The sequence below is a fragment of the Enterococcus sp. DIV1420a genome (assembly GCF_051712165.1).
Classification (GTDB): Bacteria; Bacillota; Bacilli; order Lactobacillales; family Enterococcaceae; genus Enterococcus; species Enterococcus faecalis.
This window is the reverse complement of sequence record NZ_JBIOOI010000002.1, coordinates 144,237-160,899: the sequence shown is the minus strand read 5'-3', so window position 1 is coordinate 160,899 and position 16,663 is coordinate 144,237. Positions and strand designations below refer to the sequence as shown.

The following is a 16,663-nucleotide window of genomic DNA, read 5'->3' as shown; positions in this document are numbered from 1 at the left end:
GTTCTTTTTATACTGGCGTATTAGCTAATGTCCAAGTAATTGTTGTTTTGTAGGCATCGTTTAATTTAACTGATTTACCTGGCACTTTTAATTGAACATCTTTCATTACTTGACGGCCGTCAACTTCAGCAATTGAACTAGCATTGCCGTATAAGTATGACCATTTCCCAGCACCTTGATCTGTTGCGGCTACCATCACGTTATGACTTTCACCAACTGTACCAAAAGTTACGCTCGCTAAACTTGTTGGTGCAGCGCTTTGTCCTGCTGTCACAGCTGAAGCGTTTTGAAAGACAATTTCAGTTCCTTCAAGCGTCTGACCTTTTGTAGCAGAAGTAAATGCAGAATTTTGTTTTGCAGATAAAGTCCAGCCTTCTAAAGTTCCACGATTATCTGTAATTTGAGCAAATAATGGGCCCGTTTTTTCAACATTATTTTTATCTTTTAAAACTTGTGCTGATGCAAAATAGATTTCATCTTTTGTGCTGATGATATTTTCACCAAAGTTTAAACTTGAAGCATAGTCCAAGGTTAAGGGGCCTGTAGAACCTTCATCAACTGGTTTGTCAGGATTTACTGGGTCGATAGGTGTCACAGGATCTTTGCCGTCTTTGTCTTCTGGATCCACTACAGGATTTTTGCTGTTGGGATCTTTTTCATCTGGTGCTTTAAATTTTACAATAGCATCTGTGTCGCGATTAGCCACTTCCTCTGCTTGAACTGGTAGTGTGCCTACCGCGATGGTTGCTAAAATTAAGCTGCTTGCGATGGTCATTTTTTTCATGTTAGTGCTCCTTCTCTTCTATTGTTATAGTTTCAATAATTATACGCTTGGTAAATCAGCGATTGTCCATGTTAAAACAGTTTTGTATTGAACAGCATCTTTTGGTGTTGCTCCTGGTACAGTTAATGTGATCGCTGTATTTTTATCTACGCTTTCACCGTCAACTTCCACTTTTTCAATCCCACCGAACGCACTAAGCCAAGTTCCAGAACCTTGACCTTCAGCGGCAGACATCACATTTGATGAATCGCCAGCTACTAAAGTTACTTCATGCGCAGTTGGTGTGACTGCTTTGGAATTAGACACTGCTTTGTTTTGACTTAATTTAATTTCTGAACCGTCTAAAACTTTATTTAATGTTTCTTTTGTCGCTGTTAATTGTGTTTCTTGTTTAACTGTTAAGGCCCAACCGGCATTCGTTCCGCGTTTGTCGGAAATTTGTACATAATTTGGTTTAGGATTAGTCAAATCAGGACCAGAACCGTCTGCCAAGAAAAAGTATTGTGGATTTGCATAATATTTTTCATCTTTATTTGAAATTTTATTTTTGCCAAAGTCTAGACTAGAAGCATAATCGATACTTAGTGGACCAGTTGTTCCTTCATTTGGCTTATTGCCTGTGTCTGGTGTCGTTGGGTCAAAGGGTTCAACAGGTTTTTCGGTATCTGGATTCACTGGATCGACTGGTTTGTTGATAGAGGTATCCGGCGTAAATTCTACGATGGCATTTGATTCATAGTTTTTTTCTTCTGCATTCACTTCTGGTGCAATAGCCACGCCTAAAGTGATAGCGGGGATTGTTGATAAGATAATTTTTTTCATTTTATTGTTCCTTCTTTCTTTTTTTTAAAATAAAACTAGCCATAAAGATGACTATTATTCCGAGATAATTAAACATTTGTTGCTGTTTAGTACCAGTTCGAGGTAAGAAGCCTGAGCCTTTTTGATCAACCGTTTTACTTGTTGAATGCTTCAATGATTCTCCACTCACTGCTGGTATTGCTTCCGACTGCTTGGGGAAACGCTGTGGTATCTTACCATCTGGTTTTTCTTTGTTTGCTGGTGGCTCATACTCGCCATAAAAAGAAACTTCTGCATTTGTCGGATAGGCATTTGTTTCAGCAAATACATCAACTGATGAAATCAATCCTAATAGCAATACACCGCTAACTATTTTTTTGATAAGACTCACCCCCTATTTTGCACTGCCATCAGGTACGTCCATCAAGTGCCAAGTTAGTTTTGCTTCGTATTCTTCTGCTTTGGCCGTCCCTCCAGGAACAGATAATAACAACTCTTGGTCATTTTCTTTCCATTGATCAGAAATATTTGTTTCTTGATGTCCATTGACTTGGTTGTGAACAAGAATCGATTGGCCTTCTGGAATGTCCTGTAAGCGATGGTTGGTTCTAAATTTTAAAATATTCGGCAACGTAGCACCTGATTCAGATTTGAAATCAGAAGTAACGGTTAGTGCAAGCGACCAATTATTCCCTGTTTGACGAGTATCCCGTATCACTAATGGTTGATCCATGGAAACAATTGGATATTGGGTCGTGCTACTAGCGATTTGCAGCTCATTCCCAAAGGAAATCGCTGTGGGTACCGTTTTGAACCTGACAGAGCCAACCACAGTGACTGTTAGCGCTAATTCGTCAATCTTGTAGCCTTTATCATAGACTTCCACGACCAACTGCTGTTTTCCATAAGTTAGTTCTGGTAATAACAAGGCTTTTTCCTTAAATGTTTTAGAATTAGTGGTTGTTTCATCTGCTAATTTCTGGATTTCTTGGCCCTCTTTTTTGACAATAAATTGTAATCTATTCCCAGCATCGACATCTTGCCAATAAAAAGGCAGGGCTGTTTTTTGAAAATCATCAATATCGATTGTTTTTTCCATCGACTTTTCTATACGCTCTTTTGACCAAGATAGTTTCGTTTCACTTAAGAAAACTTCTTTGACAGGTTGGACGACTGTTCCAGAAAAGTTCCCTAAGTATGCTTTATCTGTTGATTCCCAGATATAAGAAACGCCTTCATGAGCTTTGGGTAAATTCCATTCAAACAGTCCTTTTGTGGCATCGTAACTTCCATAAGGGCTAATCGTCAGCGGTGGAAATAGTTGACCATCACGAGATACCACCTTATTTTTTAATTGCAGTGGTTTCCCAGCAATATAATCGACAGAAGATAAGATAATCATTTGATTAGATACATCTAGCCCTGTAATGGCCGTTAAGCCTTTTAACGGACTGATATCTGAAATTTGATTTTCTCCCACATCTAAAACTGTTAGATTGAGTGTTTTCTCTAACGGTGCCAAGGAAGAAATTTGATTGTTTCTTGCATACAGTACACGCAGATTAGGAACAGTGCTTAAAGCTTCCAGACTAGCAATCGTTTGATTCATAATACTCAACTCTTCTAGACGTGGCTTATTCGCCAAGGGCGCAATTGTTTTTAATTGATTATTTTCCACATAAAGACGGAGTAGGTTATTTGCTTCCGTAAGCCCATCTAAAGTAGCAATCTGATTATTGGCAGCCCAAATGGTTTCTAAATTACGAAGAGAACGAAGCGGGTCGAAGGAAGTCACTCGATTATTCGGCGTGATTTTTGACGGATGATCTGTCGTATTTTGGATACTTAAATTTTTTAAAGCAGCCATTCCTTCAAGTCCATTTAATGTCGTTAATTGATTGTTCTCAACATACAAGCCTTCTAAACTAATTAATCCTGCTTGACCTAACGGACTAAGATCAGCTATTTTATTGTTTCTCATATATAAAAAACGTAATAGCTTAAATTCACCTTTAGCAAAAGGACTCAAATCTGTTACATTGAGTGAATCTTGAAAAGATAATTCTTCTAAGTTTCTTAGGTATTGAACTCCTTCCACATTAGAAACAACGACATTTTCTAAAATAACTTTATTCAGTTTATCCAATTCTGCTTGGGTGACAGTATTAGAGGTCCGAGATTTGCTTAACTGTTTTCTGATATTTTCCGCAAAGGCTGGATCAGGAAATAGTGTACTGATAGGCGTCGCTTTATCTAAGACAGCACCTGCGTATAATTGGGGCATCATCAGTTGTGCTTCCGTTATCGCTAGTGCTTCATTTGGCGGCTCTTCACTTGTTTCAACAGTCGTTAACTCTTCTGATTGGGGAATCTCCGAACTACTGGTTGCTGAATTTTGCTCTTCTGCCGATGAAGTTTCTGGAATCTTTTCTTCTGAAACAGATGAAACATTTTCTTCACTGGAGGATGCGATTGTTTCGGTCGTTTCGGCGAAAGTTGTTACAGGAAGTAGCAAACTATTACCCAAAAGTAAGGCACTAACTGCGGAGATGCACATTTTTTTCATAAACTTCACCTCCTGATATTTTCTTAATTATAGTGAATATCAACTGAAAATGGGTTCAATTACGACAAACTGTCCAAATTAATTTGTATAGACAAGGCAAAGAGCGCCAAATAGGGTTTTCTACCCCTATTTGGCGCTCTTTGTCGCTAAACACAACCAGAATTTATTATGACAAATTCTCAATTATGCCTAGTTTTCTTTTATTTCTTTTAAACTATCCTCTATTTTTTCCAATTGCCCAGCAAAAAATTCTTGTTTGGCTTTTGGTAAAAACAATGTGATAGATAAAAGGATTTGTTCTTTAAAGATTGACCAATCTGCGAATATTTCTTCATTGGTTAAAATCATTTCTATTTTTTCTGCTATTTTTTTCCAGAGGATCATTCGCCAGTTATTTTCACCCACTTCATATTCTTTAAACATGCTTAATACATGAAGAATATGGGGAACATTTTGGCTGACAATCGCCGCAAATAAAAAATCAATAATTACTTGCTCGATAATTTCTAGCGAGCGAATATCAATAATTTCCCGCTCATTGACAGATTGTAGTACACGAAAAAGTAACGAAGTTGGAAACGGCTGCAAGCCAACGTTTTTTTGTAATGCTAAAAATTTCAAATTAAAAATAGTATACACATCGGCATTAATTAATCGTTCCAGAATCTGATTTTCTAATGCAATAATCTCTTCTTTTGTCACAACTGTTTGAGGGTTAAAAAGATATTCCAACGCCAACATCGAATACATTACTTCTTGCTTTCCTAAAGCAAAAGACGATTTATCATAATACGCTCGATAATCTGCAACGATTCGACTACTTTCTTGAAAATTTTTACTAAAGATTGCTTGATTAAACTGCTCCTTAGCTAAAACTGTTTTGGACATTGGCGTTAATTTTTCTGTCATTTCCATCGGCGAAATAGACAAGATTTCGACAATAATAGCTAAATCCGAAATACGCAATTCACTATTTCCTTGGACAAAGCGTTGATAACTTCGACTAGAAACACCATTTTCATCAAAGACACGCAGAGGAATATTTTTCCCTTTACGAATCCGTTCAATTTCTTCACCTAGCGGCCGATATTCCATATATTCTTTTTGTTTCAAACGAATTACTCCATTTCTCTTTAAATAAGATAGCAACTAAGTTGAACGGCTATTCTCCAATGCTTAAAATTGTGCGAATATCTTCTTCCGTCATTTTCGCTAATTGCTCTTCATTTCCTTGAATCACTTTTTGGAACAGCTCGCGTTTCTCTTGCTGTAAGGAATTCATTTTTTCTTCAACCGTTCCTTCTGCAATCATCCGCCACACTTCAACAACTTTTTTTTGTCCCATGCGGTGCGCCCGACCAGCCGCTTGTTCTTCGACTGCGGGATTCCACCATAAATCGTATAAAATAACTGTATCTGCACCAGTTAAATTTAGTCCGGTTCCCCCTGCTTTCAATGAAATTAAGAAGACATCTTTTTCTCCTTCATTGAAGGCATTCGCCATCGTTAACCGATCTTGAGGCTTCGTACTTCCTCGTAAATAAAACGTCTCTAAGCCTAATTCATTCAATTCTTTTTCTAAGATAGAAAGCATGCTTGTGAACTGAGAAAATAATAGGACACGACGATTGTTTTCTTTGGCAGCCACTAAAAAGTCTTTGACTTGCTCCACTTTGCCAGAACCTCCCGTGTAATCCTCAATAAACAAACGCGGATCGCAACAGATTTGTCGTAAACGGGTCAAGCCTGCTAAAATACTCATGCGATTTTTCTTGAAGGTCGCCTGATCCATTTGACTGACATCTGCTTGCATTTGTTTTAGATAGGCCAAATAAACCGTTTTTTGTTCTTCTGTTAAGACACTGTACATATTATTTTCAATTTTTTCTGGTAAGTCTGCGAGCACCGTTTTCTTGTCTCGTCGTAAAATGAATGGTTGAATCATTTTGGCAATTTCTTCCGGCTTAATTTCTCGAAAGGCTTTTTTGCCTGGGAACAATCCCGGTAAGATCATTTGGAAAATTGACCACAGTTCATCTAAATTATTTTCAATTGGTGTGCCACTTAATGCAAAACGTTGCGGTACTTTTAAACTTTTTAAGGCTTGCGCCGTTTTAGTCCCACTATTTTTAACCATTTGGGCCTCATCTAAAATCAAATAGCCGACACGCATTTCCTGATAAAGCTGAACATCTTGTCGCATACTTGCATAAGAAGTAATCAGAATATCTTCGGTGCTATTTTGTAAAAGCGCTGCTCGTTCTTGGCGATTGCCAGAAACCACTTGAACATTTAAGGTTGACGCAAAACGTTTGACTTCGGCTAACCAGTTATAGGTTAAACTTGCAGGAGCGACAATCAAAGCTGTCCCTTTCAAGCGCTCTTCTTCTTTTTCCGAAAGTAAATAGGTAATGGTTTGCAGTGTCTTCCCTAAACCCATTTCATCAGCTAAAATACCGCCAAATTGATAATGGCTAAGCATTTTCAGCCATTTATACCCTGTTTCTTGGTAATGGCGTAACGTTGCTTGTAAGGTTTTGGGGACTTGCGCTTCAAAGTTTTCTGGATGTGTTAAATCCGTGACCATTTTTTTAAAGGAATCTGAAAAATGTGCCCGCTCGTTGTCTTCTAATAAACTTTCGATCATGAGACCTTGATTTTTGGGCACATGAATGACATTGTCTTCTTGATGCATATTTTTTCGTAGCTTCGTTAAAATTGCACTTGTATGGAAAAATTCCTCTGAGTCAAAAGCAAGAATTTCACCACTTTTTAACGTATAAAAAGCATCATTACGTAGCAGACTAGTCAATACTGCATCGATTTCGGTTTCATCAATGCCAGTGACATCAAACCGAATATCCAACCAAGAATCCCCTTCCGCAACTTCAATCGTTGGTTGATGATGCTGGGCATCTAAATACAATTCCCGTAATTTCCGTCCCATCCGAACTTCTCCTAATTGACGGAAAGCTGGTACTTCGGCTTTAAAGAAATAATACAAGGACTCCCCAGCAGGTAAGACTTTTTCAAAGCCTGTGGTTGTTTGCTGATAGGCAAACTGTTGAAATTGCTGCTTAATTGCTGTTTCTTTTGCTTTATCTCGAACGATTTCTTGATTGACTTCAGGTAATTGAGCATATTTCGGGTTTGTCGAGAAAATGACTTCTCCATAGTGATAGTCAATTCGAGCATTAATCCGACCTTTAATTTTCTTAAAAATAAAGACTGCTTTTAAAGGATGATGGACGACTAGTTCTTCAACTGATTCTTCAACAGACACTCGACCAATTTTTTCCAATAATGGTAACACTTCACTAAATAAATCAGAAACTGTTTCTTTTTCATAAATAATTGACGGCTCTTCCAAGCGTTTCATTAATTGAAGTAACGTGGTGTAGATGGCTTCCTGCTCTTCTGTTAGTAAATAAACCGTTTGATCCGCAATCGCCCAGTGATAGTGGGCTAGAAACGTTGTAATAGGATTCTGAATAGTTAATTTGAAGCTTTGTTCCTCGGTTTTTTGGACTGTAAACGTAAGTGGCAAACTGGTTTCTTTGAACGTTAGATAGCGATACTTATGAGTTTGATTGGTCAATATAAACTGACCCGTTCGATTCATTTTTTCAACTAACGATTGACTGCGATCAATTGGTAATAATAGATAACGTTTGTCGATTTTCCCTTTAACTTGAATACCGTTTGCACCTAATAATTGGCTGGTATGATAAATTGCCGCAAGTTCTGTTAAAATTTCTTGAATCTCCATTGAAAAAGAATCATGTAGCAAAGTAAATTGGTGTTGTTTATTCACCATAAAAGTCATTTCCTTTTCATATGCTTGTAAAAAATCACCAATATTTTTCACAATATATGTTTTAGGTTTGGTGCCTTCTAAACCAATTTTTAAAGAAAGACCAATCGTTGATAATTCTGGATAGTAATTATTCGTTTCGATCACATCTAAATGAAATTCTAAACGTAAAGGCTGCAAGGGAACTTCGGCAGAAGCTTTGCTTAATTTGGCAAAGCCTTTGGTAAACATTTCAGCTGTTGATCGATTTGTTTTCTCAAAATTGACTGTTTGATTCGCTTGAATAATTCTTGACACGCCTCGTTGTTTCAGTGCCAGTTCAACTGCCACTGTATGCTTGCAATAGCCATGTTCCATCCAATATTGACATTCACAAACATCTTGTTCTTTGGCGGTACCATCCAATTCAACAAGATAAAGTTCTTCCCCTAAAACCTCAGACAACCAGATCCTTTTTTCTGGATTTTGAACGATAGATAAGACCCGGCCTTCTTGCATATATTCGCGCCCTTGTTCAACGATTCGCTCTGGAATACTCCATTTCATCGACTCACCTCCTCTTCTACTAAGCTAGCTGATAGTGAACGGTACTTTGACCATTCCCATTGCTTTTTATTTGTAATTGTTGTGGAATTCGTGCTTTTAATTCGCCAATATGACTAATAATCCCAATCATGCGGCCTTCATTTTCAATCGTTTCTAACGCCTCCATTGCCATTTCCAATGCTTCTTCATCTAAGGAACCAAAGCCTTCATCAATAAACAACGCATCAATTAAGACTCCGCCTGCTTGTTCTTGAATCACTTCTGCTAAAGAAAGTGCCAAAGCTAACGCTGCTATAAAACTTTCCCCGCCTGATAACGTGTGAGCGCTGCGCACCGTCCCTGAATTGTCATCATAAATATTGATTTCTAGCCCCGTTTGATTCCGATAACTACCTGCTTCGTGATTCAATTCAAATTGATAACGACTATTGGTCAGGCGGTCTAAACGCTGATTAGCGACTGTCAGCACTCTTTCTAAATACGTTTGTAACATATACCGTTCAAAACTAATTTTTTTAGGATTATTGCCATTCACCGTATCTGCCAACTGCTGTAGTGCAGCAACTTCCTCAAACTTGTCTTCAATTGTTGTTCTTTGCGCATTAATTTCTTGAACCAACTGTTGATTGTTCAGCATTTTTTCATGCAGTTGATAGTATTTTTTTTCTTGTTCTTCAATTTGTTGTGTTATTTGTTCAATTTCTGTGGTGATTAAAGATAATTCTGGGAACGTATCACTAGATAATTTTTTTTCAATTTCAGCGAGTTGGATAGTCAGTTGGGTTTGCTCTTGTTCAAATAAAGCAATTTGTTCTTGCTGACTTTCTAGTGTCGGTACCTCTTTCAACCACTCCGTCAATTGGTCCTCTGTCACTCCTTGTTCCGTTAAAACTGCCTTTAACTGACTCTCAAGTTGTGCGACTGTTTGTTGAAGTGTTTGTTGTTCTTTCTCCAAATGCGTCAACGTACTTTCAAGGATCATTTCTTCTTTCTTCAAGGTTTCTCCTTGTGTCGTCACGTTTTCTTTTTGACGTTCAAATGCAGAGAGTTCTTCTTGAAGCAAAGCTTGTCGTTTAGTCATTTCTTCGTATGTGACGGTTGCATCCAATAATTGGCTAGCAATCATTTGCTGCTGGATAGTGATTCTTTCCAGACTTTGTTGCATTGTTTCTACTTGTTGTCGGAGCACTTCAAAGCGTTGAGAATTTTCAGCTACTTGTTCTTCTAGTTCCGCCAGACGGTCCTTTTCGACTGAAATTTCCGTTAGTTTTTGTGCTATTTGTTGTTTTTCTTTAGCTAATTGCGACTCAACTTCCGCAATTTCTGCAGGTGTTACTTGTGAAAAAGTTAGTCCTGTTAACGGCAACTGCAAGTCAGCAAACTGCGCTGCTAATTGTTCTTGTTCCTCAGTATACGCAGCTTCCTGTTCTTGTAATTGGCTTTCTTTCTGTTGCTTTTCCGCCCCTAATGCAGAGAGCGTTTCAGTAAATCGTTGAACCGTTTTTTCAACTTCCGTTAATTCCCGTTCCGCTTGATCAATCTCTTCTAAGGAAACTTCTTGATGTGTTTGTTGCTTTGGATGTTCTAAAGAGCCACAAACTGGGCAAGGTTCTCCCTCTTCAAGTAACAAGCTTAATCGTTGGATTTGTAAAGAGGCCCATTGACTTTTCTTTGTCTGCAACTTCGCTTCTTCGGCGCTTTTTTGTTGCTGTTCAACAGCAAACCGTTGTGTCAACTCGTGCAATTCCACTTGGTTTTGACTAATTTTTTGCCAAGCTTTTTGATTTTTTTGCCAACGTTCTACAAAATTTTGCCAATGATCTGCTACACTAGAACATTCAAAATTTGCTTTTTCAAGTGTTCCTTCTTGTTCAATAAATTGTTTGGCTGTCGCCACTTTATCCGCTAATGTTATTTTTTCCTGTTGGCAAGATTCATACTCTTTTTGAATGGCTTGATAATTGGCTTGTTCTGCTATTTGTTGTTGGGCTAACTGTTCATATTCTTGGTATTGTGGTAATTGACGTTGAATCGTTTGAAGACGTTCTTGTTTTTCAGCAATCAATGGTTGTTGTTCTTCCAACTCACTCATGATTGCTTGCCAATCTGTCAATGCTTGTTGCGTTTCCATAAGAGCTTGTTGTTTGGACTTTGTTTCTTGCTCTTTTTGTTGTTTTTCGCTTCGTTTTTCAAAGACTTTTTCAGCTAAAGATTGCTGTTTTTGGCTCCATTTTAATTGCTGAATCTGTTCCTTTAACCGCTCAATGACGGTTTCCTGTTCAGCTTGTTTTGCTTTCTTTTCCAGTAATTCTTCTTTTTGCTGTTGCAAGTTTTGTCGTTCTTCAATAGCATAACGAACTTGCTCTTTTGCTTGTTTGGCTTGTTTTAAGGTTGCAATTTGTTCTCTTTCAACTAATAGTTGTTGCTGAGCCTCTTGTTGTTGGCTTTCTAATAATTGAAGTTTTTCAAAAAGTGTCATTGTCGGTTCAGGTTCTTCTGACCAATGCAACTGTTCTGTTTTCAGTTCAATTTTTTGCTGGGTTTCTTGAATCTCTTGATTGGCAATTTTTAAGCGTTCTTTTAAATTTTCGCTGAACAACTGATACAATTCTGTTCCGAATAAATTACGCAAAACCTTTTCTTTTTCATCACTTTTAGCAATTAAAAAAGTCCGAAACTCTCCTTGTGGTAACAATACAATTTGAGCAAATTGATTGGCATTTAAATGCAATAATTCTTGAATGAGTTCGTCCACTTCGCGTCTTTTAGAATAGGATCGTAGTTCTTTCCCTTGAGCATCTTTGACAATTAAAGAAATTTTGGCACTTTGTTTACGGACTCCTGTGCCACGTTTTTTAAAAAGTTCTTGTTCGGGAAGGCGGTTCAGTTCATAGAGATACTCGTTATGTTTAAAAAGCAAAGTAACTTCAGTGGCTTCTGAGGGGTCAGCAAATGTGGAACGCATTTCTTTGCCTAAACGTAATTTCCCAGAACTTTCACCAAACAAAGCATAGCTCATTCCATCAAAAATCGTTGTTTTCCCAGACCCTGTTTTTCCACTAATTAGAAAAAGTGAAGAATCTTCAAACTTCGTAAAATCAATGGTTTCATTAATATACGGTCCGAAGTTTTTCAATGTTAAAGATAATGGTTTCATCCTGTTACTTCCCTCTTTCTAATTGATTAAGTGTACTCAGTTCTTCTTGGACCCATTGTGCTTGTTGTTCTGTCAAGGCCTCTCCTGTCACATCGTTAAAAAAGTCATGCAGATGTTCTTCTGGTGAACGTTGTTCTATTTGTACCACTTTTTTCTGATTTCCGTTGCTTGTTTCTCGACCATTCAAACGTTCCAACCCAATAATTTTGGGGTAAATTTTTCGCAATTGATTCATCATGTTGGGAATGATCGCTCGGTCAGTTAATTGGACATGTAAATAATTTTCCCGATTCACTTCTTGATAGAAAGCGGGATCCGTTAACTGCTGAAACGAGCCCGTCAATTGTTGAATGTCTCGCAATGGTTTCAAAGTACGGAATTTAAAATGAACTTCAGCTTCTGTTTCAACAAGCCAAACACCCTTTTCTTGTGTCATTTCTGATAAAGAAAATTTTACAGGCGAGCCACTGTATCGAGCATTAGGTGCCTGCAACGCATTTTTTCCATGTAAGTGGCCCAACGCGACGTAATCAAAAGGCTCTAACAAAGCCGTCGGTACAACATCCAAACCACCCACTGTTAATTTTGTTTCAGAATCAGTTTTTTCACTGCCAGCGACAAAAAAATGACTAACTAACACCTGTTTTTTGTTGGGAAGAAAAGATTCCTGCATTTTCGCGACAACTTTTTCCATCGCCGCCTGAATCGTTCGAATCGTTTCATCTTCAAAATATAAGCGAGCCGCAATCGGTTCAAAATAAGGCAACAAATAAAATTGGGTATTGTCGATTTCAATTGGTTGAAAGGCTTGTTCTAAACGCGTATTCAAATGAAATTGCGTTTGGTTAAACCAAGGGCCTCCTGTTTCTAAACGAGTGCTGCTATCATGGTTTCCCGAAATAGCTAACACGGGTAAATGCTCTTTGAGATTCATTTGAATCATCATTTCATTAAAAATCTCGACTGCTTCAACCGCTGGAACAGAGCGATCATACAAATCTCCAGCGATCACAACAGCATCCACTTGCTCTTCTTTCGCAATTGCTAAGATTTGTTTAAAGGCTTCCTTTTGTTCTGCCAATAAATCAAAACCATGTAATTTTTTGCCAATATGCCAATCTGCTGTATGTAAAAATTTCATTTTTTCACCGCCTAAAAAAGTCCTTCTTATTATTATAACAAATTTCTGGTATTTTTTAAGAAAATCGGACAGAAGAATTAGATTTTTAACAAACTTTTTTCTTAACACAAGAAAAAAGACAGGGAGCATCATCTTTTGATGAGACTACCTGCCAGTAACATTCCTATTTTGTAGCGGTTTGTTTTATTCTTTTTCTGTTGATTCATATTTAAAAGTTGGATCAATTTCTTTATCTAACTGATCAAATGCTTCTTGCATCCGACGTTCCACTTCAGCTAAACCGTCTTTATCCATTTTTTTAATATCGCTAATATCGATTGGCTCCCCAAAACGAACCGTTACTTTTTTACGTTTAAACAACTCTTTTAAAGTTAACGGACCTTGATAAACAGATGGCACGATAGGTACTCGCCCCATTTTAGCAATCAAGGCTACCCCGCCTTTTAATTCTGAGGAATGACGCGTGCCACTAGGGAACATAATCAAACTTAAATCAGAATTTTTTAAAATTTTGACAGGTGTTTTAATCGCGCTGGGACCGGGCTTCTCACGATCCACTGGAAACGCATTCGCATGTTTTAAAATGAAACGTAAAACAGGATTTTTAAACAACTCTTTTTTTGCCATAAAGCTAAACTTCTTAGGACTGCCAGCAACAGCTAAATACAGCGGTTCCCACCATGTTCGATGCGGCGCAACTAAGACATAGTTTTGGTCTTTTGGTAATTTTTCTTTATTTTCATAATGTGCATTTCCATTAATCACAAATAAAATGACGCGAACCACGCCACGCATAAATGTAAAAAACATAATTTTCTTCCTTTCTTCTCTCCGCTTTCTAGTATGCCGAAAGCTCTACCTTTTGACAAGCTTTTTTTACTTCTATCAATCAGAGAAATAACATGTCCCCACTAATCTAGGGAACAGATTTTGTCATACGGGTTTAAAAGTAGTATAATACATGAACAATCAGATGAAAAGTTGGAGGTTCTTAATCTATGTTATTATCCGGCGAACGGATTGATCAATTATATGCGGATGATATTCAAATTATTCAAAGCAAAGAAGTCTTTTCTTTTTCCATTGATGCAGTCTTATTGGCTAATTTTCCGCAACTACCAAAAAAAGGCAAGATTGTCGATTTGTGTGCTGGCAATGGCGCGGTCGGCCTCTTCGTTAGTCGGAAAACAGCTGCAATGATCGACCAAATCGAATTACAACCTCGTTTGGCGGATATGGGTCAACGAAGTATTCTATTAAATAAATTGGAAAAACAAGTAACGATGTATGAACGTGATTTAAAACAAGCGACAGAGGTCATCAAAAAAGATTCTGTTGATTTAGTACTATGTAATCCCCCATACTTTAAAGAACGACCAACTAGCCAAAAAAATCCAAACCCGCACTTAGCGATTGCCCGTCATGAAATTCACACGTCTCTTCAAGAAGTGGTCACTGTGTCGGCGGATTTATTAAAAACAAATGGTCGCCTCGCAATGGTTCATCGTCCTGATCGTTTCCTGGATATTTTACATGCCATGGAAAACGCCAATATTGCGCCGAAAAAAGCTCGGTTTGTTTATCCGAAGCCAGGCAAAGAAGCCAATGTTTTACTAATTGAAGGCATTAAGCAAGGCAAAAAAGACGGTTTTCGTGTGTTACCACCTCTTTTTACATACAATGAAAAGAACGAATACGAAGCAGAAATGAAGGCTATGCTGTATGGAGAATAAGAAATCCCATTATTTTTATGTTTTACTTTGCCAAGATGGTTCCTTTTACGGTGGCTATACAACTGAGCCAGAACGTCGATTAACCGAACATAATAGCGGAACTGGTGCAAAATATACACGGTTAGCCAAACGCCGCCCAGTCAAAATGATTCATACAGAGAAATTTGAAACACGTAGCGCGGCCACCAAAGCCGAAGCCGCCTTTAAAAAATTAACGCGTAAACAAAAAGAACAGTATTTAAAAACCTTTCATTAAGTGACAATAAGCAAAAAGAAACAGCCATCATTTCATTGATGAAATGATGGCTGTTTCTTTCTCTTTTTAAACTAAGTTCTCGACAAAATGAATAACCATTTCGGCTGATTTTTTCCCAGCTTCATCGATGAATTCGTCAAAGCTTTGAGTTGCTTCGCCATCTGCTGTATCACTCATTGCCCGTACAACTAAGAATGGAATATTGAACTGTGAAGCCGCTTGGCCAATTGCTGCGCCTTCCATTTCGCAAGCTAAGGCTTCAGGAAACTCTTTCTTAATTTTGGCGATTTTCTCAGCGCTGTCCACAAAAGTATCTCCAGTAACAATCAATCCTTTACGAATAGCTAAACCAGTTTTTTCAGCGGCTTTCGCAATTTCCATCCGCAAGTATTCACTTGTTTCAAAATACAAAGGCACACCACCAGGCAATTGTCCATAGGCATAACCAAAACCAGTGACATCAACATCAAAGTAAGCTAATTTGTCTGCAATGACTAAATCGCCGACTTTTAGTCCTTCACCGATACCACCAGCAGAACCGGTATTAATCACCATATTTACGCCATATTGATGAATCAATAAAGTCGTGGTCACAGCTGAGGCCACTTTACCAATTCCTGAACGAACCACAATCACCTCATGTCTTCCTAACGAACCAGAAACAAATAAAGCACCTGCTCGTTCCCATGACATCGTGTCTGTCAATTTTTCTTTTAGAATTTTGACCTCTTGATCCATTGCTCCAATAATTCCAATTTTCATAGTGATTCCTCTTTTCTATAAATTCAAAACGATATATGCCACAACGGCTAATAAAATCGCTACAATAATAATTGCCTTGTTTAACCAAGTACTCCGTTCTCGACGCTTCGAGTATTCTCCTACTCGTGACTTGTTGATCGGTTTTTGTTTTTTCTTTTCTTTACGATAAAACGTCGAAATTTCTTTTTCTTTTCGCTTATACGCTTTTTCCGCCAGCTTCTGCTCTTCTTGCTGACGACGTTCCGCTTCTTTTTCTTCTGCTTCTCTGCGTTTGCGAAGCTCTGTCCGAGTGACTAACGGACCTTTGCTCATTGCGTGTCCTCCTTAAACTGTCTCTGCAGTAAATACAATTCCCAGTATTGTATAGCAAAAAGTGTTTTGGCATCACAAATCGTGCCTTTTGCCACCTCTGCTTTGGCTTCAGCTATTGTTAGCTCGTAAAGTTCCAAGATTTCATCTTCATCTTGAGGACGCGGATTTTCGACTTTCTGCAAATCCGTTGCCAAATAGAGAGCCAATTTTTCATTAGCAAATCCTGGTGACAGATACATTGAATTTATGTAGGTAAGCTGACCTGCACGATACCCAGTTTCTTCTTCTAATTCCCGCATAGCCGTCGTTTCCAGTTGGTTTTCTTCTCCAGGATCAATTTTTCCCGCTGGAATTTCTAAAATCACTTGTTCCAAGGGTTTTCTAAATTGTTTAACTAAGACGATTTTTCCTTCTGCGGTTAACGGAATCATAGCTACTGCGCCTGAATGAAAAACCAATTCGCGTTTAGCAGTGCCGCCTGTCGGTAAAGCCACGTCATCCAAAAAAACATCAATAATCTTTCCTTTAAAAATTTCTCGACGTTGAAGTGTTTTTTCTTCGAAGTCCTCATAATTTAACATATCTTTCACCAACCTTTCTTGTTTATCATACCCTAAAATGATAAAAATCGCACCCCTTCTTCTCTAGTTAAACCCTTTTCAAAGAAAAAAATTTATTGCTTTAGAAAAAAATTACATTTTCGAAAAAAAATAGACATAAAAAATTCACAACTTCCTTGTATTATTTAAGCATACCAACAAACAACCCTAACAAAACACTTTTTCATTTTT

At 37.9% G+C, this 16,663-nt stretch carries 14 protein-coding genes; 2 read left to right on the top strand and 12 right to left on the bottom strand.

Annotated features, from left to right (window positions below; all coding sequences use genetic code 11):
- Positions 1-7: 7 nt before the first annotated feature.
- The 9 genes from elrD to IGI80_RS11800 form a co-directional block, all read right to left on the bottom strand.
- Positions 8-784, bottom strand: coding sequence for a WxL domain-containing protein ElrD (gene elrD, locus IGI80_RS11840; RefSeq protein ID WP_002362542.1), 777 nt, complete (start codon positions 782-784; stop codon positions 8-10).
- A 39-nt stretch (positions 785-823) separates the two neighbouring features.
- A complete protein-coding gene (gene elrC / locus IGI80_RS11835; protein ID WP_002362540.1) occupies positions 824-1,606 on the bottom strand; it encodes a WxL domain-containing protein ElrC in 783 nt (260 codons plus the stop codon).
- A gap of 1 nt (position 1,607) precedes the next feature.
- Entirely contained in the window at positions 1,608-1,976 is a 369-nt protein-coding gene (gene elrB / locus IGI80_RS11830; RefSeq protein ID WP_002356469.1) for an LPXTG anchor domain-containing protein ElrB, read from the bottom strand.
- A 3-nt stretch (positions 1,977-1,979) separates the two neighbouring features.
- Complete coding sequence (gene elrA / locus IGI80_RS11825; RefSeq protein ID WP_126254666.1) at positions 1,980-4,151, bottom strand: enterococcal leucine-rich protein ElrA; 2,172 nt, start codon at positions 4,149-4,151, stop codon at positions 1,980-1,982.
- 189 nt (positions 4,152-4,340) lie between these two features.
- Complete coding sequence (elrR, locus tag IGI80_RS11820; RefSeq protein ID WP_002384093.1) at positions 4,341-5,246, bottom strand: Rgg family transcriptional regulator ElrR; 906 nt, start codon at positions 5,244-5,246, stop codon at positions 4,341-4,343.
- A 67-nt stretch (positions 5,247-5,313) separates the two neighbouring features.
- Positions 5,314-8,511 carry an SNF2 helicase associated domain-containing protein gene (locus IGI80_RS11815; protein WP_438723616.1) on the bottom strand — a complete coding sequence of 1,066 codons (3,198 nt, stop codon included), beginning with the start codon at positions 8,509-8,511 and terminating at the stop codon, positions 5,314-5,316.
- 19 nt (positions 8,512-8,530) lie between these two features.
- The gene (locus IGI80_RS11810) at positions 8,531-11,668 is read right to left on the bottom strand and encodes an SbcC/MukB-like Walker B domain-containing protein (RefSeq protein ID WP_438723614.1); all 3,138 of its coding nucleotides are present in this window, start codon (positions 11,666-11,668) and stop codon (positions 8,531-8,533) included.
- A 4-nt stretch (positions 11,669-11,672) separates the two neighbouring features.
- Positions 11,673-12,941, bottom strand: coding sequence for an exonuclease SbcCD subunit D (locus IGI80_RS11805; protein WP_173961587.1), 1,269 nt, complete (start codon positions 12,939-12,941; stop codon positions 11,673-11,675).
- A gap of 51 nt (positions 12,942-12,992) precedes the next feature.
- A complete protein-coding gene (locus tag IGI80_RS11800; RefSeq protein WP_002356461.1) occupies positions 12,993-13,619 on the bottom strand; it encodes a lysophospholipid acyltransferase family protein in 627 nt (208 codons plus the stop codon).
- A gap of 188 nt (positions 13,620-13,807) precedes the next feature.
- On the opposite strand from IGI80_RS11800, the gene IGI80_RS11795 reads away from it, so the two are divergent.
- Positions 13,808-14,542 (top strand): tRNA1(Val) (adenine(37)-N6)-methyltransferase, encoded by a 735-nt coding sequence (locus IGI80_RS11795; protein WP_010821789.1) that lies wholly within the window; start codon positions 13,808-13,810, stop codon positions 14,540-14,542.
- A complete protein-coding gene (locus IGI80_RS11790; protein WP_002356455.1) occupies positions 14,532-14,798 on the top strand; it encodes a GIY-YIG nuclease family protein in 267 nt (88 codons plus the stop codon). Before IGI80_RS11795 ends, IGI80_RS11790 begins: the two co-directional genes overlap by 11 nt.
- A gap of 66 nt (positions 14,799-14,864) precedes the next feature.
- Here IGI80_RS11790 and IGI80_RS11785 read toward each other — a convergent pair whose 3' ends face one another.
- Genes IGI80_RS11785 through IGI80_RS11775 form a run of 3 tightly spaced genes read right to left on the bottom strand, consistent with a single transcriptional unit; the run spans position 14,865 to position 16,453 of the window.
- Positions 14,865-15,560 (bottom strand): 5'-methylthioadenosine/adenosylhomocysteine nucleosidase, encoded by a 696-nt coding sequence (locus IGI80_RS11785; RefSeq protein ID WP_002356454.1) that lies wholly within the window; start codon positions 15,558-15,560, stop codon positions 14,865-14,867.
- 15 nt (positions 15,561-15,575) lie between these two features.
- Complete coding sequence (macP, locus tag IGI80_RS11780) at positions 15,576-15,872, bottom strand: cell wall synthase accessory phosphoprotein MacP (protein ID WP_002356451.1); 297 nt, start codon at positions 15,870-15,872, stop codon at positions 15,576-15,578.
- Positions 15,869-16,453: an NUDIX hydrolase gene (locus IGI80_RS11775; protein WP_002356449.1), complete on the bottom strand. Its 585-nt coding sequence runs from the start codon at positions 16,451-16,453 to the stop codon at positions 15,869-15,871. The genes macP and IGI80_RS11775 overlap by 4 nt, the downstream gene beginning before the upstream one ends.
- Positions 16,454-16,663: the final 210 nt, after the last annotated feature.